This is a genomic window from Bifidobacterium reuteri DSM 23975, assembly GCF_000741695.1.
GTDB lineage: Bacteria > Actinomycetota > Actinomycetes > Actinomycetales > Bifidobacteriaceae > Bifidobacterium > Bifidobacterium reuteri.
Genome location: NZ_JGZK01000002.1, coordinates 204,903 through 228,491, shown reverse-complemented (window position 1 = coordinate 228,491; position 23,589 = coordinate 204,903). Strand labels below are relative to the sequence as shown.

Sequence of the window (23,589 nt, the reverse complement as noted above, 5' to 3'; positions counted from 1 at the left end):
AGCGTTCTTTACTTTTCGTGTCGTTACCAAATGATTGGGATAATATGCGTGTTGCTCATCTGGTCTTCTCTTTTAATTCTGGTGGCATAGAGCATTTGCTTGTGGATGCCCTCAATTATTGGCCGATACAAGATGAACTTCTCTTGTGTATCGTCAATGATAGTTTCGACCAGACACTTATTGACTCGATTTGCAAGCATCGTAACGTCAATATTGAGTTCCTTCATCGTCGACAGGGCAGTGGGAAATTGCCGTATTTGAAGAAGCTCAATGCGTTGCTGTCACGTTTTCGCCCCGATGTTGTGCATTGCCACAGCAACAATGTACTGCTGTTCTCACTGCCGTTAAAGTTTCTGCACCCGCGTTGGAAGTTCGTCTATACAGTACATGATACGAACATATATAACCGGCTGTCACACGTAAACATTGCGCTTCATAAGCTATTCGTCTCGCATATCACTGCCATATCCAAGTCGGTATATCAGAACATCGTCGATTCCGGATTCCCGGAATCCCGTGTCACCGTCGTACACAATGGTGTTGACCCCAGCAAATTCGGGCCTCATAAAGAACGGCATGATGGTAATGAGCCGCGGACCATCATCTGTGTCGCACGCCTGTTGCCGGAGAAGAAGGGGCAGGACATACTCATTGATGCCTTGGCGGAATTGGCTCGGGGAGGGGAAACCTATCGTTGTCTGTTCGTCGGCGCAGCCCCGGCCGAACACCCCGAATACCGACAGCAGCTCATCGATCGGGCCGGTGAGCACCAGCTCAGCGATGTTGAGTTTCTCGGGAACCGCAATGATATTCCGCATTTGCTAGCCCAATCTGATGCGTTTGTGCTGCCGTCACGCTACGAGGGGTTCGGAATCTCTATCATCGAAGCGATGATGGCCAAAGTCCCCGTCATCGCCTCGGCGGTCGATGGGCCCAAGGAAATCATCGGCGACAATACGTATGGCGTCCTATTTGAGTCCGGTGACAGCGGTCAATTGGCATCGGCGATTCATCATGTCATGGTCACGGATAATCAAGCGATGGTGGAAACCGCATATCGTCATGCCCTTGACGATTTCAGCATTGATGCGATGGTCGATGGCTTCAGAGCTGTATATCGAACCACTGTCGGACGGTAAGCCACGTAAGGATTAGCACTTATGGAACGATATTATGTCGGTGAACTCGGCAGGGTACGACTACCAGATCCCTATATCGCCTTGATTGGCCTCATAGTGTTCCTGCAGTTTGATGGACTGTATCTGCTGAATGCGGACAAGCTGCATACCTCGGATGCCTCGCTCATTCTGATTGCCGTTCTTTTTGTGACCGTATACGCGCAATACCCCGGCAGGGTGGTATACCGATACCAGTGGTTGATTCTGTTCTCGTTGGTATTGGCGGCTGTCGCATCCTACACCGCCGTAATCAACTATCACCAGCCGTTCCTCATGGGATTCAGGGCATTGCGGAGCTGGTACTGCACGATGCTGCTGTATTTCCCTATTGCCAAATTGCTGAAAGTTAGGCGGTTGAATGTCAGTCAGTTGATTAACATGATCAACGTTTTCGCTGCGTTATATGTTTCTTTGGGCTTCCTGCAGTTCTTGCTCGGCTCTAGAATGGTTTTCCTGCATATCGGTATGGGTGAGCGATATGGGTCAGTTCGCCTCTGGATGGATATGACCCTTCCGGTTCTGGCATATTTCATCGCATTGTCGAGAATCCTAAAAACAGAGAAATCGAAGATCGCTAACTACTGTATTGCAATCAGCATGCTGGTGTTTTGTGTGTTCGTTGTCAAAACCCGCATGATTATTGTGACCGTTGTCATCACGACACTCATTGCGATTCTATTGCAGCGTAATACCTTGAAGAAGATAACGACGAGTATAGGTTTCATTGCCATTGTTCTCCTGGCACTATCATCGCAGATAGGCAGCGACATTCTCGATATGGCGATGGGAAGGGAAAGTACTCAGGGAGATACGGCCTCCATACGCCAGGCCGGTCGAGAATTCTATTTGATGCACACCGTCGATTCTGTGCCGCACCTTCTATTCGGCAATGGATTTCCAAATATCGATGTAGCAGGAGTTCCTGAAATAACTGGACGTACTCAAGGATTCGCTATCAATGACAACGGTTTATATGGTTTGCTGTACGTGTATGGGCTCATGTTCGTGGTCTGGATTGTCGTGGTGCATTTTCGGTTGCTGCGTGATTCGTTCGGCATGCGTCTGATTGGCTTGCCATGCTTTCTCATCAATGGTCTGCTCGGTATGTCGACGCTATATCCATACTGCTATAGCGACTTTAGCACGGTGGTTTGTTTTCCTCTCGTGTGCGCGATAATTGAAAACATCCGCCAACAGGCATGACCCTTATCACTCAGTCGGGATTCCAAATGATGCTTGTCCTGGCATAAATACACGGAACAACACTCAATCAAAACGGGGAGAAGAGAAGCAATGACATCCGTTGTTATAGTCGACTACAAGACGCCTAGGGAATCATTCATGTACATCGGTCGTTTCGTCGAAGCCATCACAACAGATGACGACCTGCATTACGTCGTTGTGGACAATAGCGGCACGGACGACATCCGAACGTACTGTGAAGAGCAGTCCATCGAGATGGAGCATGTCGACTCTGATGAATACGACGCGTATACAGTGAACGTGGGACGGGCGACGGTGTATGTCATCGACGCGCACGGCAATTTGGGTTACGCCAAGGGGAATAATCTTGGCGTGCGGTTTAGCAACGACATGTGGCATGATCGCCGTGTCATCATAAGCAACAACGACGTGTATTTCCCCCGACATATCGATTTGGATTCTTTCGAACAGGTGCTGCGTGAGCATCCCGATGTGGCCGTGGTTGGCCCGATGGTACGCAGCATGGATGACTCCATCCAACAGAGTCCGCGATCCATGATGACGTTCTCGAAATGGGTGTTCCGCTATTGGATGTTCGGTATCGCTCCGCGCTTCGCACTGCGCATAGGGGATGCGGTGACCACAAACCGCAGCCAGTACGTGTACTGGGTCACTGGATGCTTCATGTACGTGGATGCCGAGAAGTTCAGCCAGGTAGGCATGTTCGATCCGAACACCTTCCTGTATTGGGAGGAGAAGATCCTCAGCGAACGTCTCGCCCGGCACGGCTACCGTATGTACTTCACTACCGGCGTGACCATCCATCATCAAATGGGCAATACCATCAGCAATGCGGTGGCAACCTTGAGGTCGGCGAAGTTCAACTATGACTCGGCCATTTACTATTTCACCACGTACAGGCGCATCAACAAGCTGCAGAGTCTCATCGCCTCGTTGTCCTTCCATTTCTATACGGGGGTGTTCCCAATCCGTCAGAAGATTAAGGGCGCGGTTCGTCGGAACAAATAGTTAGGATGTGGATATGCCTGTCAAAGGACTGATTAAACGTGCACTTTTCCCGGTCGTAGGTGCTCTGACATATCTTGAAATACCGTTTCGGCATCATAGGGTGGGCATCGGCAGGGAAGAAGCTGTCGCGGTCATCGATAGGGTTTCCCCGAGACCTCGCTGTTCGGTTGCGGCCCATAATGAGATCTCCCCTCAGTATGACCTTATGGTCGTCGTACCCGTCTACAACGTCGCCCCGTATCTTGAGGCGTGCATCGAGTCGATGCTCACGCAACGTACGACGCATACATTCCATATTGTTCTGGTGGATGACGGTTCCACCGATGGAAGCGCTAACATACTGAAGCGGTATTCGACGAACAGTGACGTCACCGTGCTCTCCAAGGAGAACGGGGGCATCTCCAGCGCCCGTAACGCCGGATTACGTCATATACGTGGCAGGTATGTCATGTTTGTTGACTCTGATGACATCGTGGCTCCGAATGCATTTGAAACGATGCTCGACATGGCATATCGATGGGATGCGGATGCCGTGGAAGGCAGCGTGGAGTTCTTCAATGACGACGGCGTTGTCGAAGTGCAGCGGCGGAGCCGAAGCCGGACTTCCGCTGATAAGATAAAGGATCTTAGGGGCCAGCCGTGGGCGAAACTGTATCGCGGCAGTCTGTTTGAAGACATTCAATATCCGGAGGGGTGCTTGTATGAGGATTCCATACTCGCCTACTGCGTCCATCCACGCATCACACGTGCATATGCGGTAAACGATATCGTGTATAGGTATCGGGTCAATCCGCAGGGCATCACCGTCACCAGCAGGAAACTCGTCAAGTCGTTGGACACGGTATGGATCACGGATTATCTGTTCCCCTACTTTGTGGAGCATTACTCCGATACCGGCAAGATGGAGCAACTGACCATGCTTATTGACCAGATTGCCCTCAATCATAAACGCACCGAAGGTATGGAAAAGAACGTGCGGGAAGCGGTGTTCGCAGTGAGCTGCTCTTGGCTCCATCAGTATTTCAATCGGCAGGATGCCAATCTGCTTCACGGGAAGCGCAGGATGCTGGCGGTCGCAGTCGAAGCCGGTGATTATGGCGCGTACGAGCTAGTGTGCTCCCGGTGGCGTTTTCTGAATAACTGACGTGATGTCGGAACCCTTGGTGCGGTGGCGGACCGCCGTAGCGGCTTCGACCTTGTAAAGGATGACAATTATGAGAATCGGATATGTGTCTAACGGCAGTATCTACAATCGCAGCAAATGGAGCGGAACCATAAGCTTCCTGGCGGAATCGCTGGCAAGGAACCATGAGATCGTTCCCATAGAAATCGACGAGACCGTCAGCACATCCATTGACAAGCTGCTCTCCAAACTGACATTGGGCCGTATACGCCATTCGCACCTCGCTATGGCCGTCAATAGGTTCCTGCTGACAAGGAAGCTTGATGCTGTCGGACGTGGTTTTGATATCCTGTTTGCGCCTGCGGCAAGCGAACTCGTGGCATGCGGGGCGCTACCGGAGGACGTTCCCCTCATCTACCTCAGTGATGCGACGTTCCACGCCGTCAACGGGTATTATGGACCTGCGGAAACCGGATACAACTATCGCTTCAGAGACCGCGTTGAAGCGTCTGCGCTGCGACGTGCAGACGCTGTGATCGAAGCCAGTCGCTGGGCTGGTGATGACGCCGTCGCGCATTACGGAATCGACCCCTCAAAGGTACATGTCATGCCGTTCTGCGCGAATCTGCCCGACAAATTCGAGCAGGAATCAGGGCGGAGACAGATGAAACACTTGCAGCCCCATGATGAGGTCAGGCTGCTACTGGTCGGTGTCGATTGGAAAAGAAAGGGTGTGGAAACCGCCATCAGCACGACTCGTATCCTCAATGAGTGCCAATCCGGGCATCGCTATACGCTGACTATTGCCGGATTCTCCCAGCCGAAGGATTGGAATGATGACAACGTTCGTTTCGCCGGAAGACTGAATAAGGCGAAGTCTCAAGAGATGAAGGAACTCATCCGTCTCTATCAGGAAAGTGACGTGTTCGTTCTGCCGACACGCGCGGAATGTGCGGGTATCGTCTTCTCCGAAGCCGCTATGTTCGGTTTGCCGACGGTCACGTATGCGACGGGCGGAACCACGTCATATGTGGATGATGGCGTGACGGGATTCTGTCTGGAACCGGGATCGTCGCCGGAGACGTTCGCCGATGCCGTGCGGAAGATCATCGATTCCGGCGGATTGACGGAATATTCGAATAATGCGCGAAAGAAATATGAACGGGAATTGAATTGGCCGCACTGGCTGAATCGGTTCGACGCCATCGCCCGTAATCTCGTTCAGAATCGCGGCACGAAGCATTAGAGGACAGTTACGTAGCAGTAAGGAATGCAAACAATGAAAATCGGAATCCTGACCTTCCACAATACGACGAATTACGGCGCGACGTTACAGGCATATGCGTTGAGCCGCACCCTTAAATCGAGCGGGGCGGATACGATAATCGTCGATTACCGCAATGCGGGAATCGAGAACAGGGAACGACCCCAAACCTGGTCATCGCAGCATGGAGTGAAGAACAGGGTCAAGTGGCTGATCCAAAACCCGTTCGTCTGCTCGAAATACCGTCGTTTCCGTGATTTCTCCCATAAGGAGTTCACGTTTCTTCCCGTCGATTCCGCACAGCCGCTCGTGCCGCAGCTCGAGGGCCTTGACGCTGTCGTTGTAGGCAGCGACCAGATCTGGAACACCGGAATCACCGGTGACGATTGGAATTACTTCCTTCCCGGAGACAAGCAGGGACTGAGGAAATACTCATATGCGGCAAGCTTCGGGCAGAGCGATTTTGACAATGCCACGAAACAGCGGATGGCTCCCCTGCTGAAGGATTTCGACGCCCTCAGTGTCCGTGAACAGGAAGGCACCAGACTCGCCGCCGACCTGACGGGGAAAGATGTCATCCAGGTCGTGGACCCCACTCTGCTGCTTGCGAAGGACGAGTGGATGGCCGTGTCTGAAACAGTGGATGGTGCCCCCGTCAAATACGTGCTGGTATACGCCATCGCCGAAAAGGCTAGGGCCATCGCAACCGGAAAGCGCATCGCAGCCGAACGCGGCGCGAAACTCGTCATCATCCACTCATCCGATCCTGTGATCAGCAAGCCGGTCGTGGGGGCGAAGAACTACTACAGTCTATCTCCCGCACAATTCGTCTGGCTGTTCCAGCACGCGGATTACACGGTTACGGGTTCCTTCCACGGCCTGTGCTTCTCCGTCCTTATGGAGCGCGACTGCAGCGTCATTCTGAATTCGTCCAAACGCAATGCCAATTCCCGTGTGTTCAGCCTGCTGCAGCTTTTGGGATTGGAAGACATTGCCGGGGAAGGAATCCATCATATCGACTATGCTCCTATACGAACGCGTTTGCATGACGCGAAAGAATCGTCATTGTCATATCTCAATCTTGTTCTGGGTGAATGAAATAGCGGATGGTGGTGCAGATGGGTAATTCAATCATTGATTCTCTGAAAAAAGCGAAGCGCAGGTATGTCGCACAGTGGACGTTGAGTAGCTTGGATAAGTACAGGGGCCATCAGTACTTGGACACTTATGCTGGCCCTGATACGGACGACGCTGTCGCCGTCAAAGCGCAGGTCACGTTTTATGCCCACCAGATCGAAAAAGGACTCAGCCACAGCGACTTCCGTTATGGTTTCGGCAAGAAGGCGCTCGCCAATCTCTCTCGTGCGCTGGACAAGTTGAGGAGTCTCGACGACGGGTATGCTGACAATGAGGCGTATCTTAGTGCTCTCTCCGCATTGCACGAGTACATCGTGCGCCACAATGCGGTCGGCTATGACATCACGGATGTCCGTCGATTGTTCGCCGCCGATGTATGGTCGGCCGCAGTGGAGACGGAAGGCGTCGAAGGTGGCAGTGTAGTCGTCAGCGCATCGACCAAGAACGGCAACGGCGAGAAGACTTTCCGTGAACTGGCTCATGAACGGCATGCCATCCGTGAGTATGCGGACACTCCCGTGACCCTTGTGGAACTGAGCGAAGCCATCGATTTGGCCCGTACAGCGCCCTCGGTGTGCAATCGTCAGGCGGCGCGGGTCCACGTCATCCAAGACGCTGACCTCATCGCTAAGGCGCTGAAGCTGCAAGGCGGATTCAACGGGTATCCGATGCCGCCGGCGTTGCTGTTGGTGACTGCCGACAACCGCTCCTTCCTGAACGTCTATGAGCATAACGAGGGCTTCATCGACGGCGGCCTGTTCGGCATGCAGCTGCTCATGTCCTTGGAAGCGGTCGGCCTTGCGGCGTGCCCGTTGAACACGGTCATGAGCGTGGAGACGGAAAATAAGGCTCGCACGCTACTGCATATACCTGAATCCGAAGTCTTTATTATGTATATCACGGTCGGGCATTATCCTGAGCAAATCAGGCTGTGCAAGTCTCAACGTTATGCGCTTTCTTCCATCATGAGCGTGTGCGAGTAACGGTTCGCCGGCGGTTGGAATTCAATTTGGGTAGTCGTCTGACGGTACATGGGACGACTACCCAAATGCATTGCCCTAGGCATTTTTCGTTGTACTGGAAAGTAGAGTAGTGATGGCAAGTCAAAGAAAAGCAGGCGCGCTGCTGGGATATGCGAATATCCTCACGAAGAACATCGTCAACCTCATATACGTGCCGCTGCTGCTGCACTACATCAGCCAAGGCGATTACGGCGTATACCAGATGGCCAACTCGACGGTATTCGCGCTCACATTGCTCAGCGCCGGTTTCTATGGCGCGTATATCCGCTTCTACATGAGGGCGAAGGCACAAGGCACAGATCTGGACGTGCGCCGCCTCAACGGTATGTATTTGCTGATCTACATCGTCATCTCGGTGGTGTGCGTCCTCGCCGGGGCGCTGTTGGTCATCAACGTCGACCTGCTTTTCTCAGGAGGCCTGACGGCGAAAGAACTTGTGCTGGCTCGCGAGCTGTTTTCAATCATGATTTTCAACATCGCGGTGCAGATGATGTCCATACCGTTCAACTCATATATCGCGGCGCTTGAGCGCTTCGTTTATCAGCAGACGCGACAGCTCTTCACCACGCTGTCATTGCCGTTGCTGGCCGTGGTGTTGCTCAACTTCGGCAGCGGCGCCGTCGGCGTCGCCATCTCGCAGCTAGTGGTAAACACCGTACTGCTGGTGATGAACATCAATTACGCGGCGATCAAGTTGAAGATGAGGTTTACTTTCAGTGGCATGCAGTCCGGGCTGCTCAAGAGTCTCATCGTCTTCAGCTTCTGGATTTTCCTGAATCAGATTTTCGACCTAGTCAACAATCAGGTGCCCAATTTCCTTCTGGGCGCCATGGCAAGTTCGACCGTGGTGGCGGTGTTCGCAATCGCCGTCAACATTCGGTATATATTCTTCTCTCTGTCCGGTACCATGGCGGGCATCTTCTCACCGCTGATTAACAGGATCGTTGCGACATCGGACGACAACAACGAACTGACCCGGTTGATGACCAGGGTAGGCAGATACCAGATGATGCTGTTCTGGTATGTGTTCGGTGGCTTCATCATTCTGGGACAGTTCTTCATCAAGCTGTGGGCTGGTGATGGTTTCCAGGATGCTTATTGGTTGGTGCTCATCATGGTACTGCCGATTATGATTCCCCTCACACAGAATACCGGCATCGAGATTCAGCGTGCGAAGAACCGCCATCAGACGCGCAGCGTCATCTACATTTTCACCGCCGTCCTCGATATTGTTGTCTCTGCGGTGCTGATTCCGTACATGGGGTATTGGGCCACGGCGATTGGCTACATCCTCAGCATAATGCTAGGCACCGGTTTGTTCATGAACGTCTATTATCAGAAGCGCATCGGATTGGATATGCTCTTCTTCTGGAAGAACCAATTGGGAATTATTCTCGTGTCCTTCATACCTATCATCCTCGGATTAGTCTTCACTCAGTTCCATCCGATCAGCAACCTCGTCATGTTTATCATCGTCGGTTTGGTGTATTCCATGGTATTCGCCGTACTGCTGTGGCTATTCGCGCTCAGCCGCCAAGACAAGGCAATGGTGATGAAGTCCCTCGGACGTTCTTCTCATTCATTTAAGCACGCCAGATAAGTCAGGTTTGAGGATATGGGTAATTCTGATAAGAGTGCGGGGAAAATACTGTCTTTGGATGGCATGAGATTCATTGCCATTCTTATCATAATGTTAAGTCATCTGGAGTTCTTTGGGAATGGTGATAATGGGTACATTTATACCCATTATCTACATAATGCTCAACCTGCGGTAGATTATTTCTTCCTCTTGTCCGGTTTTGGTATGATGCTTGGTTTCATCAAACGGAATCATAACCGGCGTAGCGCCCATGTGGCCTCGATTAGTGGTTCCATTCGTTTTGGTATTCGTCATATTCGTAAAATATATCCTACTTATATTTTATTTCTGCTAATAGGTATTCCATACCAAATGCAGTCTATACTGCAATATCACGATTTGCTTCATACACTTGTCATTTCTGGCGGAGAGTTCGTCTTATCCATTTTCATGCTGCAATCAGCCACTGGGATTCAGCAGTTCAGCCACGCATTCAACGGGCCAGCGTGGTTTCTTTCATCGCTATTCGTCATCTACCTGATAAGCCCTAAACTGATGGCGCTCATCCATCAGTATTTCCGCACTACCAAACGAATCGTTCTCGGTCTTATAGCCAATGTGGTTATTATTGTTGTTATTTCAGGCATGTTCATGTTAGTCGAAGTGAAAACTCCGTTCGATGATTTCAATTACAGCAGCCCTTGGAAGCGCGTATTCTATGTGACGTTGGGTATGTTCATTGCGATGCTCTATATTCATACGCATCAGATAATACGGACGGTATATGGGGACATATTGTGCTATGCCTCCTTTGCACTGTCCATTGCATGGTTTCTTGCGCGCAATACGTTGGCACCTGGATTGTCGATGTGGGTCTATGGCATCGATGTCGTACTGTGCGGAGTGATGCTTTACTCTCTTGCCGTAACCGATAATGTCGTCACCCGTTTCTTCTCGGGGAAGGGGATCGTGTGGCTTGGGGGGGCAACTGGCGATGTACCTGTACATGAGTCATTATCTGATACGAATGTATTTGGATGAAGTATTCCGGCTATATGAATTGCGTTCTTTTCCTATGATGCTTGTGGAAGTGGTACTTATTCTGAGCTTGTCGTTCCTTGTTTCAACTGGCTTGTACCAGATTCAGCATCGAATCGATAGTCAGAGGGGACAGAACAGGCCCCGTCACGGGAAGAGCTTGCTCTAATGGGATCCGATAGGATTCTTTCGTCGTATTGGCCTTATCGTCATAACCATTCGCGTGGCTCATCTAGAAGATGGTTCACACCGTACGACGTCACGGATTACTTGTTCCTGCTTGCCTTGCTTGCGCTGCCGGTGGATGGCACGGTACTGGGGTTCTATCAACCGTTTTGGACGCCGATTAGCCCATGGTTGTTCATGCTGTACGCTCTGACGAATCCAGTACATTTGGAACGCGCGATGCGTCGGTACGCCTTTTTGATGATTGCTCCGGTACTGCTCATATACCTGTCCGGCATCGGATGGGCGGTATATGGTGTGCACGCGCGTGCGATTATTATGTCGCTTACGGGTGTCATCGCCATACCGGCGACGGTCTGCGCGCTTGATATAGCCTTCATAGCCAAGCGACTCAGCACGACAGAGGCTATTCGAGCCGTTCTCGCGACTTACTGGTTCGCATTCGCAGTAGGGATTGCGCAATGGTTTGCCGTTCATCTGGATATCGCTTCGGTACAGGAGTTTTTCGGGCGCGTCATGTATCGTTCGTATCTCACTATTGGCAGCAGCTGGAGTAAAAACGGATTGCGCCCCCAGTTTTTGTTCGCCGAACCAAGCTACACCGGCATGCACGTGTTCGGCATACTACTGCCGTTGATGTGGCTGGCATATAAGCGTGGTTCCTTATATGCCAAACAACTCCGCAGCCTCATCATCGTGTTCGTCGCCGGCGGCCTACTGATGGGTGTGGGCACGCGCATCGTCCTTGACAGCATCGTTGCGCTACTCATTGTCATCGTGATGGCCGTACGCTGGCGGGACCGCAAAGGACGCCGGTTTGGCCTGCTCTTTCTTGCGGTCATCGTGGCGATAACCGCAACCGCGTTCGCTGCTAATTCACGTTTGTCTGCAATCGTGGAAAAAGGCATGAGTGGCGATGACTCATTCCTTGGACGAATCTATCAATCCCTCGGCCCATTGTGTGGCATCGTCAAACAGCCGTGGACGGCATTGACCGGTTATGGGGCCGGCAACATCGATGCGGCCGTACACCAAGGAGCGCAGCTTGCCAGAACCATACTTGAGTCGGCCGGAGCAGGCAAGGGGGCGATAGTTGCCGCTGGCTGGTATAGGATGATGACCTCGACCATGGTTTGGACGATGAGCGCCTACACGAGTTTTTCACTGAATTCGGATTCATCGGTTGTGCGCTCTCCGTTACAGCTGTCGGCATCGTCATCTCACGGTATGGGCATTGGACGAAGCCTGCCCTCTGCTGGGCCGCATTGCTCGCATACCTGTATATCCAATTCGAAGGATATGCCTTCGCGGCACTGCCGTTGTTCATCTGGAGCCTCACCCGGATGGACGACCTCACCATCCATGTGACGGAATCCCCGCAGACGGTAGGGGTTTCCCTGTAGACTTTGGGAGTATGGCTGATGAAGTGTTTACTCCTCATAACATCATTGTGACCGGTGGCTGTGGGTTCATCGGGTCGAATTTCGTGCATTACGTGTACAACAACCATCCGGATGTGCATGTGACGGTGTTGGACGCGTTGACGTATGCGGGCAATCTGGAGAACATCAGGGGGATCCTGGGTGACCGGGTGGAGTTCGTGCATGGCAACATCTGCGACGCGGAGTTGCTGGACCGTCTGGTTCCGGGTCATGACGCGATCGTGCATTACGCGGCCGAGTCGCATAACGACAACTCCATTGCCAATCCGGAGCCGTTTTTGAAGACGAACGTGGAGGGCACGTTCCGTCTGCTGGAGGCGTGCCGCAAGTACGATGTGCGCTACCATCACGTGAGCACGGACGAGGTGTACGGTGACCTGGCGTTGGATGATCCGGCGAAGTTCACGGAGGAGACCCCGTACCATCCGTCCAGCCCGTATTCGTCGACGAAGGCGTCGTCGGATCTGCTGGTGCGTGCATGGCATCGCACGTTCGGCATCCGCGCGACCATCAGCAACTGCAGCAACAACTACGGCCCCTACCAGCATGTGGAGAAGTTCATTCCCCGTCAGATCACGAACATCCTGGATGGTCTGAAGCCGAAGCTGTACGGCAACGGCTCCAACGTTCGCGACTGGATTCATACGGATGACCATTCGACGGGCGTGTGGACGATCCTGACCCGGGGGCGTATCGGCGAGACGTATCTGATCGGCGCGAACGGCGAACGCGACAACCTGACGGTGCTGTGCGACATCCTGACCGTGATGGGCAAGTCGCCGGATGATTTCGACTGGGTGAGGGACCGTCCGGGCCATGACCGCCGGTACGCGATCGATTCGACGAAGCTGCGTACGGAGCTGGGTTGGGAGCCGACGCACACGGACTTCCAGAAGGGTCTGGAGCAGACCATCCAGTGGTATACGGACAACCGCGCCTGGTGGGAGCCCGCCAAGGCCGCCACCGAAGCCAAATACAAGCAGCAAGGACAGTGAGGGGCGATGCGGGCGGTGGAATATACGCTGCCGCCCGTGCTTGTCGGTAGACAGGTGGCGAGATACACTGTGAGAGACGAAAGGGGGACGGATGACATCGTTGACTGATTTGTATGCGGTTGAGGAGGATTCGCCAGAGGGCCAGTACCTTCGCATGTGCGATGCACCTCTTCCTCAGGATGTGATGGACTACCTGCGGACGGCGGAAACGGAATCATTGGAGGATTCCGCCCGTTTGTTGTATGCCTGATTCGGAGGCGTCTCTTATGCAGGATGGGAATCCGCTCGTAGACTTCCGCTTTGTGCGTAAGGGTGATGAGCGTGGTTTCCCGTCGTTTACCTGCACGGTGCCGGTTCCGTCGAATCGTGAGATTGGTGGTAGATGGGTCAAGGGCGAGTCTTTGCACCCATATCCTTGGGAGCTTTTAGTGCAGCGGCTGATTCGTCATAGCGCCTTGTATCTGAGCTCGGACAACTGGATACGGTTGGGCGTCACCGATGAAGGTCACGTCGCCACGTATTGTGCGGTCGCGCGGAAATCGGTTGATGTGTTCGAAGTCGCCATCATTGCGGTCTCTTCGTCATATCAGGGCAGAGGTCTGGGACGTGATGCGCTGGCGGATGCGATACGATGCGCGCGTGCTCAATCGGCGAGGGATGGCGTGCAAGCGCAATTCGTGGCCTATGTCGATACCCGCAATGAGCGGAGTGCCCGTCTATTCCATGATTTTGGCTTTGAACCGGTGAAACGGCTCGATCCGGATCGACGTGGCAACGTGTTCGTGGTTTGGGCGTTGAAATGATATTTCGGTAAGGAAAGGAATTGGTAATCATGCCGTTCGAGTTTGAGAAGGATCTTCGGGTCACGGAGACGAATATCCCAGGTTTGCTGGTGTTTGATCTGCCGGTGCATGGTGACAATCGTGGCTGGTTCAAGGAGAACTGGCAGCGGCAGAAGATGATGGCGTTGGGGTTGCCGGATTTCGGTCCGGTGCAGAACAACATCAGCTATAACGCGAAGAAGGGTGTGACGCGTGGCATCCATGCGGAGCCGTGGGACAAGTACATCAGCATCGCGGCGGGCGAGATCTTCGGCGCGTGGGTGGATCTGCGTCCGGGGGAGAGCTTCGGTCAGGTGTTCACCACGCGCCTCGATCCGTCAAAGGCGATCTACGTGCCGCGTGGCGTGGGCAACAGCTTCCAGGCGCTCGAGGACGGCACCGTGTACACGTATCTGGTGAACGCGCATTGGAGCCTGGAGCAGAAGAAGACATACACGTTCGTGAACCTCGCCGACCCCGAATTGGACATCCAATGGCCCATCCCGTTGGGGGAGTCGGAGCGATCCGAGGCGGACCTGCATCACCCGATGCTCAAGGACGCCAAGCCCATGGCGCCGAAGCGGACCCTGGTGACGGGTTGCAACGGGCAGCTGGGCCATGCTATCCGCGCCTACGCGGAGGCTCATGAATTGCAGGGGTTCGAGTATACGGACATCGACGAGTTCGACTTCTCCGACCCGACAGCCTATGACAGGTACGATTGGAGCCTGTACGGGACGATCATCAACGCGGGCGCGTACACGGCGGTGGACAGGGCGGAGACCGCGGATGGCCGTCCGGTCGCGTGGAAGGCGAACGCGCAGGGTCCGGCCCTTTTGGCCCGGGTGGCGAGGGAGCATCACATCACGCTGGTGCACATCAGTTCGGATTATGTGTTCGACGGGACCGCCGAGGAGCATACGGAGACGGAGGGCTTCGCCCCGTTGGGTGTGTACGGCCAGTCGAAGGCGGCGGGTGACATCGCGGTGGGGAACGCGCCGGAGCATTACATCCTGCGTTCCTCCTGGGTGATCGGCGAGGGCCATAACTTCGTGAAGACGATGATGATGCTCTCCGACCGTGTGGCCGACGAGAATGACGCGCTCGGTCAGGTGACGGTGGTGGACGACCAGTACGGTCGTCTCACGTTCACCAGGGACATGGCGGAGGCCATCTTCCACCTGCTGGACAGCCATGCGCCGTATGGCACGTACAATCTGACCGGTTCGGGCGAGGTGAAGTCGTGGGCGGACATCGCCCGTGAGGTGTTCGATCTGACGAACGGCAACGGGGACAGGGTCAAGCCGATCAGCACCGGCGAGTATTTCGCGAACGCGAAGAACCCGGTCAGCCCGCGGCCGACGCATAGCGCGCTCGACCTGTCGAAGATCGAGGCGGCCGGCTACACGCCCGCCGACTGGGAGGAAAGCCTCAAAACCTACGTAAAGAAAGAACTGGAGAAGTAAGGGACATCATGAAAGGCATCATTCTCGCTGGCGGCTCCGGCACCCGTCTCTATCCGTTGACCACGGTCACGTCGAAGCAGCTGCTTCCCGTGTACGACAAGCCGATGATCTATTACCCGCTGAGCGTGCTCATGCTCGCGGGCATCCGTGACATCCTCATCATTTCCACGCCGAAGGACCTGCCGAACTTCGAGCGTCTGCTCGGCGACGGCTCCCACTACGGCGTGCACTTCAGCTACAAGGTGCAGCCCAGCCCGGACGGACTTGCTCAGGCGTTCATCCTGGGTGAGGAGTTCATCGCTGGAGAACCCTGCGCCCTGGTGCTTGGCGACAACATCTTCTACGGCAACGGCCTCGGCAATACGCTGCGCGCAGCCGTGAAGAAGGCCGAGAACGGTGAAGGCGCAAGCGTCTTCGGCTATTACGTCGATGATCCCGAGCGCTACGGCGTGGTCGAGTTCGACGAGAACAAGAAGGCCGTGAGCATCGAGGAGAAGCCGAAGGAACCGAAGTCACATTACGCGGTGACCGGCCTGTATTTCTATGACGAGCGCGTCACCGAGTTCGCCAAGCAGGTCAAGCCCTCCGCGCGCGGCGAGCTGGAAATCACCGATCTCAACAGGATGTACCTCGAAGACGGCACCCTCAACGTGCGCACGCTGGGCCGCGGCTACGCCTGGCTGGACACGGGCACCATGGACTCCCTGTACGAGGCCGGCGAGTTCGTGCGCACCGTCCAGCGCGCGCAGGGCCTGCCCATCGCCATCGTGGAGGAGATCGCCTATGAGAACGGCTGGATCGGCAAGGACGAGCTCCTCGAATCCGCCCAGCGCTACGGCAAGAGCCCTTACGGCAAGCACCTCAAGGATGTGGCCGACGGCAAGGTCGTGCTCATCCCCAACGACTGATTGATTCCGCGTTTCAGCTCTGCTGTTCTTCAGGCGGGTACATCTTGGGTGGCGTACAGCAGCCTAAGATGCACCCGCCTTCGTTATGCGCGCCAATAAGGTGGCAACTCTGTCGTCTGATGCCTTATTCCGTGAGCATCGTGCCATATCGTTCGGTTAGTCCGTTGTCCACGCGTTCGAATTCGGGAATGTAGCTGTCGATGATGGTGTGCACGAGTCGTTGAGCTCGATCCTCATCATAGATGTGTGCGGAATCGCTGCGATCCCGTAGCATGCGAAGCCAGAGGGACTCGTCCATGAAATCATAGTATTGGTACGCTGTCTTGATGACGTCCCGAGGGGATCCTGATGCGGATACCGGGTCGCCTTCGTATGCGAGCAATGCCTTGAGCAGCTTCCAGCCGAGTTCAAACTGAAGTTCGAATTTGTCGATGATTCCGCTTTGAATGAAGTCGTTGCTCAGGTCCTGTAAAGGTGCCGGTTTCAGGGAATCCAATGCTGAGGCGTAGTTCTCATATTTTTTCATACAGCACCTTCCCCGTGCGGGCTATTTCTGTCTTCAAAGCTTCGGAGATCGGTTCGTCGAGGTTGATGACATCGATCTTGAGCAGTGTCCATAATTCGTTGTTCAGTCTGTCGTCCAGTGCGTCGAAGTCCGGGCAGCCTGCGATGGCGAGGTCGATGTCGCTTTTGGGGCGATTGGTGCCTTTGGCTCTCGAGCCGAACAGTATGACCTTGTGTGCTCCTGCGTCGGCGGCGAATTCACGGATTTGCGCGTAGACGTCTTCGATGGGAACCATCATCCACCTCCGATCCGTCATAAGCGCTTGCTCGCCGTCTCTCAATAATCATGATACGAGGTCTGCGCGTCAAGATCGTCACCGAGCTCTAGACTCCGACGAGCGCGAGACTTGCCGCTATAACACAGCTCACACTACGCGATATTTACGGTTGCGGCTGTTCAACGGTGCCGTGGCTTGTATCTTTCCAGCGCGCAGAAGATCATTCAGAGCTCTTCGTGCGGTTTCGATAGACACATTGGCCTCTTCGGCAAGTTCGCGGGCGCTTTTCTCGCTGCCGTCATCGAGCAGTGCAAGGAACTCCTCCATTCTCTTGGTTGGTTCCACGCGTTGCTGCTTGACGACAGTATCGTCTTCTCTGACTGGACGAGCAACGATATCGGCAACATCGGGTCGATGAAGCACCACGGTGAATTGGTCGGCAGATGCCTTGAACTCCGGTTCGCGAAGTCCGCGGTCGCGCATCAGACGAACCATCATGGCGATTCCGGAGCCCTGACCCTCGACCGTCGACCCGATGCTGTTGGACACGGGGGCCTCTTCCATGAGTTGCATCAGAATAACGTTCCTGCACCTCGATGAACCGTCGGCAATATTTTCGAGTGTCTTGCCGCCCCACAAGCCGCCAGGATTGGTAACTACCACACGATCACGGAAGATATCCACCGACACTGATTGCCCGGTGAAATATGGATGGTATTCCCGGTGAATCACTGCATTGGCTATGGCTTCTCTGATTGCCGCTTCCGGTATTTCGCATTCATCGACGCGTCCCACACCTCGAACGTGCGAAACAGTTCTGAGGTTTTTCACTACGGCATGTAGAGCATCGTCGATGGCACCAGGAAGAGATCCATCACAAAGAACACGATCCAAGAAACGAGGCATACCCGGCTCAGACTTCTCCGTTCCTGGATGTGCGGCAACATCGATGAGTAATTTGGGTTCAAACTGCTGTGGGTACTTGCCCACTACCAGCAGGCCGGCGAGCTTTACGGCTCCTTGTTTGTCTACCACATTAAGTCGTTCGAGCTGTTCTTCCCGCGTGGAAGCGCCCAATAATGCTTTCGACTGACGTTTACGTTCTATGAGCGCGCTCACCAGTTGAGGATCAAGGTCGTTGATATCGCTTTCTGGAACGATTGTGTTATCTGCCTTGCTGGGGACTAAAGCATTGCGGTATTCATATATTTCCATGGTGGACAGGCGCACGTCTTTATCGTCAATACGCTTATAGCTACCGGATTCAATGCCCTTAGCCTTGATGTAGCAAGGCTTTTCCCCGATTTCATTCTCTTTGATAATGATGACCAGAATCTGCTTGCCGTCGACGTCGGCTCTATTCATCACATAGCGAGGAGGATTCCCCAATCTTGCACCGCTGACTCCGCCATCTCCGATGCCTTCAATGAACTGATCGCGCACCTTATCTATATCGAAATGCTTGGCAGGTGAAAATCCGTTGCGTTCATCCAGTCCAAGCAGAAGGACGCCGCCAGACGTGTTGGTGAACGCGCTCACCGACTCCCACACATCGGTGCTCAATCGCATATCACATGCTTTTGCTTCATAATATGCGTCGTCTGTGCCTTCCTGTCGCAATCGGCGTATTACGCTTACGATATCCAGGGTTTCGCTATCGGAGCTTTTCAACGCTGATCACCCATCTCAGTCATTATCTCAGTCATTATCTCAGTCATTATCTCAGTCATTATCTCAGCCACATGACTGAGATAAGAGATAAGCACAGTCTCTTCGCAATATAGAAAGCGCTGAAAGTGTATCAATGATACCGTTCTGTTGAGTCTGTTGCGATGTTATGTGAATAAGGCGATGTGGGGACTGCATCCTGATGATGCAGTCCCCACATCGCCTGAAATGCAGTAGCCCTCGAGAAATTCAGGCTTCTGGGGTGGCCTTCTTGCGGCCGCGGCGCTTCATGGTGCCGGAGGTGGCGGTGGTGGCGTCGAAGATCACGGTCTTGCTCTCCGGGTAGGCGGCGCCGTTCACGGAAGCGTAGGCCACTTCGTCCTCCGGGGCTTCGGGCAGGGTGAAGAACGCCTTGACGGCGTCCACCAACGTGGCCTCCTTAAGGCTCACGGACAGGGTCTGCTTGCCTTCGGGTTTGCTGAACTTCACCGCGTTGTCCGCCTTGGCGGTGGCGGGGGTCACGGCGATCTGCTTGGTCTTCTCGTTGATGAGCACCTTGGCGTATGCCGGGTACCCCAGCACTTCGGCGGTGGCCTTGTTGAAACGGATGGCGCCGTCGGTTACGGTCAGCACGGTCTTGCCGGCCGGCTTGACCAGCTGGACCTCTTCAAAGCCCTGAAGCAAGGAAGCCATGATTGTTCTCCTTTATAGTTACCTATTGCAGATAAATTGAGGAATTAGGTTACACGATAATTGTAATCAAATAAAAAACTGAAATAGCAAATGGGCTTCAATGATTACAAGGCGTCATTCAGATATTATTCTATTGCATCATCCACATGAATGAATTCATCCAGCCTTGTCAATGCCCATATCATCAAGGGAATAGCGGCGAAGGCGTATCCCTCGAATTGCACATACAGATACATCACCAATAGCAGCCAGACAATCGTCAGTTTATTCCATCGGTGATATCGGTGTATGAAGCCAAAGGAAATCGTGAGAAACAGCGCGAACCCAATCAATCCGAATTCCGTCAGGAAATTCGTATATGCGCTCATCGTCCACACGGTGTCCGCATTGATCGACCGATACCACGACAATGCTCCTGTGGGGTCGGTGTGCATGAACCGCAATATCGCCGCCGACCAATCGGCTCCATTATGCGTGGCCTCGGCGATATTTCCGGCTCCGTAGCCGGTCAGCAACGCCCAAGGATGTCTGACCAGGCCACACAGCGGTGCCAACGATTGCCAGATGCGGGCGAAGAACGAGCCATCGCCCTCCATGCCGTTATGCAAGATGGAATCAAGTCTCGAATTGGCCATAACACACACCACAGCCAGGGCCAAAGTGCCAATAAGCCGGAGAATTCCCTTGCGGCGTTCATCGGTATTGCGCCAATGCGTTTCCATCACAATCACAGCGATGAGTGCCACCAACGAATCCAATACAATACGGGTGCCCGAACCCATCAGCACGCTGCCCACGGCAAATACGATGATCAGATGCCGCAATCGTGAGGCGAAAATGCGGTCGCGAATGCGCATGAACCAGAACAGCGGCAACAGAATACCGAACAGGTGCATGCCGATATAACTCGGTTCGGCAAACAAAAACTGCGGTCGGGCACCGCTCATGCCCCATGCAGATCCCGCAATGATATACGAACGGTACATCAGATGACTGAAGTACCCCTGCACACTGCCCAAGCGCAATGTAATCGATAGCCATTGCACAATTCCGATGGCAAAAGCGAACCAATATATGGCGATAATGGCGCGCACCGACTCCTGCCAGCTGAGCCGCTTATGCACATAGGCGATATCCAGCGCGCATAACGTGGCCGGCACGGCAATCACTCCGGTGAGCGACATCACCACCGCATTATTATGCAGCCCGAATACCGCCCAACCCGGCATCGACAGCACCACGAGCACCACAGGCAGCATCACGAACGGTGCATAACGATGCATTGTTTGGCGCAGCAGTCGATGATTCGTCAAGCAATACAGCACCAGCAGCCACGGGCTCAACGGCGTCCAGAACGGCTGGAAGAAGCCCAGCACGGTGCCGTCCATCGGCAGTGCGAGCAGAGCCGCGAAGAACAGGTAATCGGAGCGATCACGCGGTGTGAAGCATCGGGGCAATGGCATCGGGGGAGTGAGTGTGCGCAGTGATGCAAAGGGTGTCGTGGGTGCGGGATCCTCGATACGTTGGCCGTGGGGTGCGAGGTTGCTTTGCGAGGGTACAGCGGTGCCGCCTGCATCCCGCATCTGAGATGGTCCGGCCGATGTCGGCATGCTGGAATCGCTCATATTCTGTATGTCCCCTTCTTTGATTGCCTCGAGTACTTTAGCAACCCAATGTGCGAGAACGGTGGCGATATGGTGACGGCTGTCTTACAGCTACGTTTCCTCAAGGGCAAGGGTACATGTGGGCTGGTAGGATACATGCTGATTGCACATATCGGGCTATCCGGGCAGTTCAAGCAGTCTGGATGTGGAGAGGGAGAAGCGGTTGGTTTCCGCAAATAACGAACAACAGCAGAATCAGAATGCTGCAGACACTGCCGTAGCACAGGCCGAAAGCGGCATCACCATCATGGACCTGATGCGAATCATCCGCAAGCATGTCATTTCGGTCATCGTGACGTTCGTGGTCGTGTTCGCCGCTGTGTGCGCGTATACATTGCTCACGCCGCCGAAGTACACGTCCACTGCGCAGATGTTCGCCACGTTCAACACGTCGACGGCTGACGCCACGCAGGACAACAATTATGGCAGCATCAACAGTGCCGGTACCTACATCGCCAACCAGATCAAGTCCTACCCGACGCTGGCCACCACCGAATCCGTGCTGCAGCCGGTCATCGACCAGCTTGGCCTGGACACGTCGGTCAGCTCACTTGCCGGTGAACTCACGGTCACCAACCCTACGGATACGGCGTTCGTGAACATCCAGGTCGAAGACAAGGATCCGAAGCAGGCGGCTGCAATCGCCAACGCCGTGGCCAAGTCTATGAAGACCGTGGTGGAGGACTCCCTGTATTCCTCTGATAGCAAGTCTCCGGTCACGCTTTCCGTGGTGCAGCAGGCGCAGGTGCCGGCTGGCCCCAGCAGCCCGAAGATTCCGATGAACATGGCCATTGGCGTTCTTGGTGGTCTGATTCTCGGCATCATCGTGGCGCTGGTCAAGGACCTCTTCTCCACGCGCATCGAGGAGGCCTTTGAGCTGCAGGAATACATCGACGCCCCGATCATGGGCCGTATCCCCGAAGACGATCTGCTCAAGGGCGATGTCCCGGTCATCATCTCGAAGCCCAGCAGTCCGATCGCCGAGGAATACCGTCGTATCCGCACGAACCTCTCGTTCACCGCTCCGGTCGAGGGCATGAACGCCCGTCTCATCGTCCTCTCGTCCACCAGCCCGAGCGAAGGCAAGACCACCAGCTCGGTGAACCTCGCCGTCGCGTTGGCTGAAAACGGTGCCAAGGTGCTGCTTATCGATGCCGACCTTCGTCACCCGTCCGTGGCCGATCGACTGGGACTGGAAGGCAACGCAGGCCTCACCCACGTGCTGTCCGGCCAGGCGGCCGTCAAGGACGTGGTGCAGCGGTACTGGAAGCCGAACCTGCACATCATGCCCGCCGGCCCGAAGCCGCCGAACGCATCCGCCCTGCTCAACTCCGCGATCATGAAGGAGCTCATCAAGCAGGCGCTCACCCAATACGATTACGTGCTGGTCGATACCTCGCCGCTGGTGGTGGCCAACGACGCCTTCGTGTTCGGCGCCATGGGCAACGGCATCGTTATCGTCTCCGGCCGTGACGTGACCGACAAGCGTGATTTGCGTGAGATCGCAGCACAGCTCGACAACTTGAACCTTTCGGTCAGCGGCTTCATCTTCAACTATGCGAAGGATTCCAAGAAGGTCGCATATAAGGGCAACTACTACTATTACGATGACGACGCCAGCACCGACGGCAAGAAGGGTAAGGCTGGCGGCCAGCGCCCGAAGCAGCGCAGCACTGCGCGGCGCGCAGCCGTCAAGCGCTGATAGGTTGGTTGGTGTTGTAAAAAGGCTCTCGCTGAGCACTGCTCAGTGAGAGCCTTTTATTACTTGCTTGGCTCACCTTGTCAGGGGAGCTGACTACGAAGTCGACTGAGGGGCCACGTTTGCGGTCAGGCAGTCGCATCAGTGATGATGCGGAGGGCTTGGCAGATCTGCTCGTAGGCCTTCTGGAAGGCCGCAAATTCACGACGATGAGGGTCGGGGATGACCATGGGTGCGGGCAGCATAGGTCGAATCAGCGACGCGTTGTCAATCACTGATTCGAGCTTCTCCTGCCGCGTCGAGCCTTCGATATAGCCCTCCTTAGCGCAGTAGACGCACATATTCGCGAAGTCCGGCAGCAGGAACGTCTTCCGGCTTGCCAGAGGCGCGATAGTGGCGATATCCTGGCGCTGCTCGATCTCAAAGCAGAGAATCAGGTCAGCGGCCGTGTCCAGTTGCGGTGTGACGCGCTTTGAGCGGAAATCCGTGGTATCAATACCCAGTTCGGAAAGGATCTTGGCGCTTGACGGGTCGATGGGATGATCGAACAACCCACGGGTTCCTGCGCTGTCCGTCGTAATGGAGGGATCATTGAAATAGCGGGGGAGCAGATACTCGCCCATGGGAGAGCGGCAGACATTGCCAGTGCACACAAAGAGAACGTTCATGGTTCGCCTCGATTGGTATTCGAT

The 23,589-nt window shown here is 54.4% G+C and carries 22 protein-coding genes; 16 read left to right on the top strand and 6 right to left on the bottom strand.

Features of this window, described 5'->3' with window-relative positions:
• Positions 1-44 precede the first annotated feature (44 nt).
• From BREU_RS11440 to rfbA, 15 genes are all read left to right on the top strand, one after another.
• Positions 45-1,139, top strand: coding sequence for a glycosyltransferase family 4 protein (locus tag BREU_RS11440; RefSeq protein WP_081886499.1), 1,095 nt, complete (start codon positions 45-47; stop codon positions 1,137-1,139).
• 21 nt (positions 1,140-1,160) lie between these two features.
• The gene (locus tag BREU_RS02380) at positions 1,161-2,381 is read left to right on the top strand and encodes a hypothetical protein (protein WP_044090605.1); all 1,221 of its coding nucleotides are present in this window, start codon (positions 1,161-1,163) and stop codon (positions 2,379-2,381) included.
• A gap of 90 nt (positions 2,382-2,471) precedes the next feature.
• The gene (locus BREU_RS02375) at positions 2,472-3,410 is read left to right on the top strand and encodes a glycosyltransferase family protein (protein WP_081886498.1); all 939 of its coding nucleotides are present in this window, start codon (positions 2,472-2,474) and stop codon (positions 3,408-3,410) included.
• A 205-nt stretch (positions 3,411-3,615) separates the two neighbouring features.
• Positions 3,616-4,554 (top strand): glycosyltransferase family 2 protein, encoded by a 939-nt coding sequence (locus BREU_RS11155; protein ID WP_052381989.1) that lies wholly within the window; start codon positions 3,616-3,618, stop codon positions 4,552-4,554.
• A gap of 70 nt (positions 4,555-4,624) precedes the next feature.
• A complete protein-coding gene (locus tag BREU_RS02365) occupies positions 4,625-5,779 on the top strand; it encodes a glycosyltransferase family 4 protein (RefSeq protein ID WP_044090603.1) in 1,155 nt (384 codons plus the stop codon).
• Between the two features lie 33 nt (positions 5,780-5,812).
• Positions 5,813-6,895 carry a polysaccharide pyruvyl transferase family protein gene (locus tag BREU_RS02360; protein ID WP_044090602.1) on the top strand — a complete coding sequence of 361 codons (1,083 nt, stop codon included), beginning with the start codon at positions 5,813-5,815 and terminating at the stop codon, positions 6,893-6,895.
• Between the two features lie 119 nt (positions 6,896-7,014).
• A complete protein-coding gene (locus BREU_RS02355; protein ID WP_161788323.1) occupies positions 7,015-7,917 on the top strand; it encodes a nitroreductase family protein in 903 nt (300 codons plus the stop codon).
• A gap of 112 nt (positions 7,918-8,029) precedes the next feature.
• On the top strand, positions 8,030-9,556 hold the full coding sequence (locus BREU_RS02350; protein ID WP_044090600.1) for a lipopolysaccharide biosynthesis protein: 1,527 nt from the start codon (positions 8,030-8,032) through the stop codon (positions 9,554-9,556).
• Positions 9,557-9,571: 15 nt separating this feature from the next.
• Complete coding sequence (locus tag BREU_RS02345; protein WP_044095778.1) at positions 9,572-10,576, top strand: acyltransferase family protein; 1,005 nt, start codon at positions 9,572-9,574, stop codon at positions 10,574-10,576.
• Between the two features lie 267 nt (positions 10,577-10,843).
• Positions 10,844-12,127, top strand: a complete 1,284-nt coding sequence (locus BREU_RS02340) for a hypothetical protein (RefSeq protein WP_052381988.1) — start codon at positions 10,844-10,846, stop codon at positions 12,125-12,127.
• 46 nt (positions 12,128-12,173) lie between these two features.
• The gene (gene rfbB, locus BREU_RS02335) at positions 12,174-13,196 is read left to right on the top strand and encodes a dTDP-glucose 4,6-dehydratase (RefSeq protein ID WP_044095776.1); all 1,023 of its coding nucleotides are present in this window, start codon (positions 12,174-12,176) and stop codon (positions 13,194-13,196) included.
• Positions 13,197-13,287: 91 nt separating this feature from the next.
• Positions 13,288-13,446, top strand: coding sequence for a hypothetical protein (locus tag BREU_RS11830; protein WP_156100212.1), 159 nt, complete (start codon positions 13,288-13,290; stop codon positions 13,444-13,446).
• A 16-nt stretch (positions 13,447-13,462) separates the two neighbouring features.
• Positions 13,463-13,999, top strand: a complete 537-nt coding sequence (locus BREU_RS02330) for a GNAT family N-acetyltransferase (protein WP_044095774.1) — start codon at positions 13,463-13,465, stop codon at positions 13,997-13,999.
• A 29-nt stretch (positions 14,000-14,028) separates the two neighbouring features.
• The gene (locus tag BREU_RS02325; protein WP_044090499.1) at positions 14,029-15,483 is read left to right on the top strand and encodes a sugar nucleotide-binding protein; all 1,455 of its coding nucleotides are present in this window, start codon (positions 14,029-14,031) and stop codon (positions 15,481-15,483) included.
• An 8-nt stretch (positions 15,484-15,491) separates the two neighbouring features.
• Positions 15,492-16,391, top strand: a complete 900-nt coding sequence (gene rfbA / locus BREU_RS02320) for a glucose-1-phosphate thymidylyltransferase RfbA (RefSeq protein WP_044090497.1) — start codon at positions 15,492-15,494, stop codon at positions 16,389-16,391.
• A gap of 124 nt (positions 16,392-16,515) precedes the next feature.
• Here the strand turns inward: rfbA and BREU_RS02315 are convergent, their stop codons facing one another.
• The 5 genes from BREU_RS02315 to BREU_RS02295 form a co-directional block, all read right to left on the bottom strand.
• Entirely contained in the window at positions 16,516-16,917 is a 402-nt protein-coding gene (locus BREU_RS02315) for an HI0074 family nucleotidyltransferase substrate-binding subunit (protein ID WP_044090495.1), read from the bottom strand.
• Positions 16,904-17,191 carry a nucleotidyltransferase family protein gene (locus tag BREU_RS02310; protein WP_044090509.1) on the bottom strand — a complete coding sequence of 96 codons (288 nt, stop codon included), beginning with the start codon at positions 17,189-17,191 and terminating at the stop codon, positions 16,904-16,906. Before BREU_RS02310 ends, BREU_RS02315 begins: the two co-directional genes overlap by 14 nt.
• 129 nt (positions 17,192-17,320) lie before the next feature.
• Positions 17,321-18,742: an ATP-binding protein gene (locus BREU_RS02305; RefSeq protein WP_081886494.1), complete on the bottom strand. Its 1,422-nt coding sequence runs from the start codon at positions 18,740-18,742 to the stop codon at positions 17,321-17,323.
• Positions 18,743-19,090: 348 nt separating this feature from the next.
• Positions 19,091-19,534 carry a hypothetical protein gene (locus BREU_RS02300; protein ID WP_044090494.1) on the bottom strand — a complete coding sequence of 148 codons (444 nt, stop codon included), beginning with the start codon at positions 19,532-19,534 and terminating at the stop codon, positions 19,091-19,093.
• Between the two features lie 125 nt (positions 19,535-19,659).
• The gene (locus tag BREU_RS02295) at positions 19,660-20,910 is read right to left on the bottom strand and encodes a hypothetical protein (protein ID WP_156100211.1); all 1,251 of its coding nucleotides are present in this window, start codon (positions 20,908-20,910) and stop codon (positions 19,660-19,662) included.
• A 433-nt stretch (positions 20,911-21,343) separates the two neighbouring features.
• Between BREU_RS02295 and BREU_RS02290 the strand changes: the two genes are divergently transcribed.
• A complete protein-coding gene (locus BREU_RS02290; RefSeq protein ID WP_414133011.1) occupies positions 21,344-22,900 on the top strand; it encodes a tyrosine-protein kinase domain-containing protein in 1,557 nt (518 codons plus the stop codon).
• 125 nt (positions 22,901-23,025) lie between these two features.
• On the opposite strand, the gene BREU_RS02285 is transcribed toward BREU_RS02290, so the two are convergent.
• A complete protein-coding gene (locus tag BREU_RS02285) occupies positions 23,026-23,565 on the bottom strand; it encodes an arsenate reductase/protein-tyrosine-phosphatase family protein (RefSeq protein ID WP_044090491.1) in 540 nt (179 codons plus the stop codon).
• Between the last annotated feature and the right edge of the window lie 24 nt (positions 23,566-23,589).

Excerpts from the sequence above, each read along its gene's own strand:
- BREU_RS11440 (WP_081886499.1), top strand. The coding sequence starts at position 45 with ATGCGTGTTGCTCATCTGGTCTTCTCTTTTAATTCTGGTGGCATAGAG.
- BREU_RS02380 (WP_044090605.1), top strand. The coding sequence starts at position 1,161 with ATGGAACGATATTATGTCGGTGAACTCGGCAGGGTACGACTACCAGAT.
- BREU_RS11830 (WP_156100212.1), top strand. The coding sequence starts at position 13,288 with ATGACATCGTTGACTGATTTGTATGCGGTTGAGGAGGATTCGCCAGAG.
- rfbB (WP_044095776.1), top strand. The coding sequence starts at position 12,174 with ATGGCTGATGAAGTGTTTACTCCTCATAACATCATTGTGACCGGTGGC.
- BREU_RS02375 (WP_081886498.1), top strand. The coding sequence starts at position 2,472 with ATGACATCCGTTGTTATAGTCGACTACAAGACGCCTAGGGAATCATTC.
- BREU_RS02345 (WP_044095778.1), top strand. The coding sequence starts at position 9,572 with ATGGGTAATTCTGATAAGAGTGCGGGGAAAATACTGTCTTTGGATGGC.
- BREU_RS02330 (WP_044095774.1), top strand. The coding sequence starts at position 13,463 with ATGCAGGATGGGAATCCGCTCGTAGACTTCCGCTTTGTGCGTAAGGGT.
- BREU_RS02360 (WP_044090602.1), top strand. The coding sequence starts at position 5,813 with ATGAAAATCGGAATCCTGACCTTCCACAATACGACGAATTACGGCGCG.
- BREU_RS02325 (WP_044090499.1), top strand. The coding sequence starts at position 14,029 with ATGCCGTTCGAGTTTGAGAAGGATCTTCGGGTCACGGAGACGAATATC.
- BREU_RS11155 (WP_052381989.1), top strand. The coding sequence starts at position 3,616 with ATGGTCGTCGTACCCGTCTACAACGTCGCCCCGTATCTTGAGGCGTGC.
- BREU_RS02285 (WP_044090491.1), bottom strand. The coding sequence starts at position 23,565 with ATGAACGTTCTCTTTGTGTGCACTGGCAATGTCTGCCGCTCTCCCATG.
- rfbA (WP_044090497.1), top strand. The coding sequence starts at position 15,492 with ATGAAAGGCATCATTCTCGCTGGCGGCTCCGGCACCCGTCTCTATCCG.
- BREU_RS02305 (WP_081886494.1), bottom strand. The coding sequence starts at position 18,742 with ATGCGATTGAGCACCGATGTGTGGGAGTCGGTGAGCGCGTTCACCAAC.
- BREU_RS02300 (WP_044090494.1), bottom strand. The coding sequence starts at position 19,534 with ATGGCTTCCTTGCTTCAGGGCTTTGAAGAGGTCCAGCTGGTCAAGCCG.
- BREU_RS02310 (WP_044090509.1), bottom strand. The coding sequence starts at position 17,191 with ATGGTTCCCATCGAAGACGTCTACGCGCAAATCCGTGAATTCGCCGCC.
- BREU_RS02365 (WP_044090603.1), top strand. The coding sequence starts at position 4,625 with ATGAGAATCGGATATGTGTCTAACGGCAGTATCTACAATCGCAGCAAA.
- BREU_RS02315 (WP_044090495.1), bottom strand. The coding sequence starts at position 16,917 with ATGAAAAAATATGAGAACTACGCCTCAGCATTGGATTCCCTGAAACCG.
- BREU_RS02350 (WP_044090600.1), top strand. The coding sequence starts at position 8,030 with ATGGCAAGTCAAAGAAAAGCAGGCGCGCTGCTGGGATATGCGAATATC.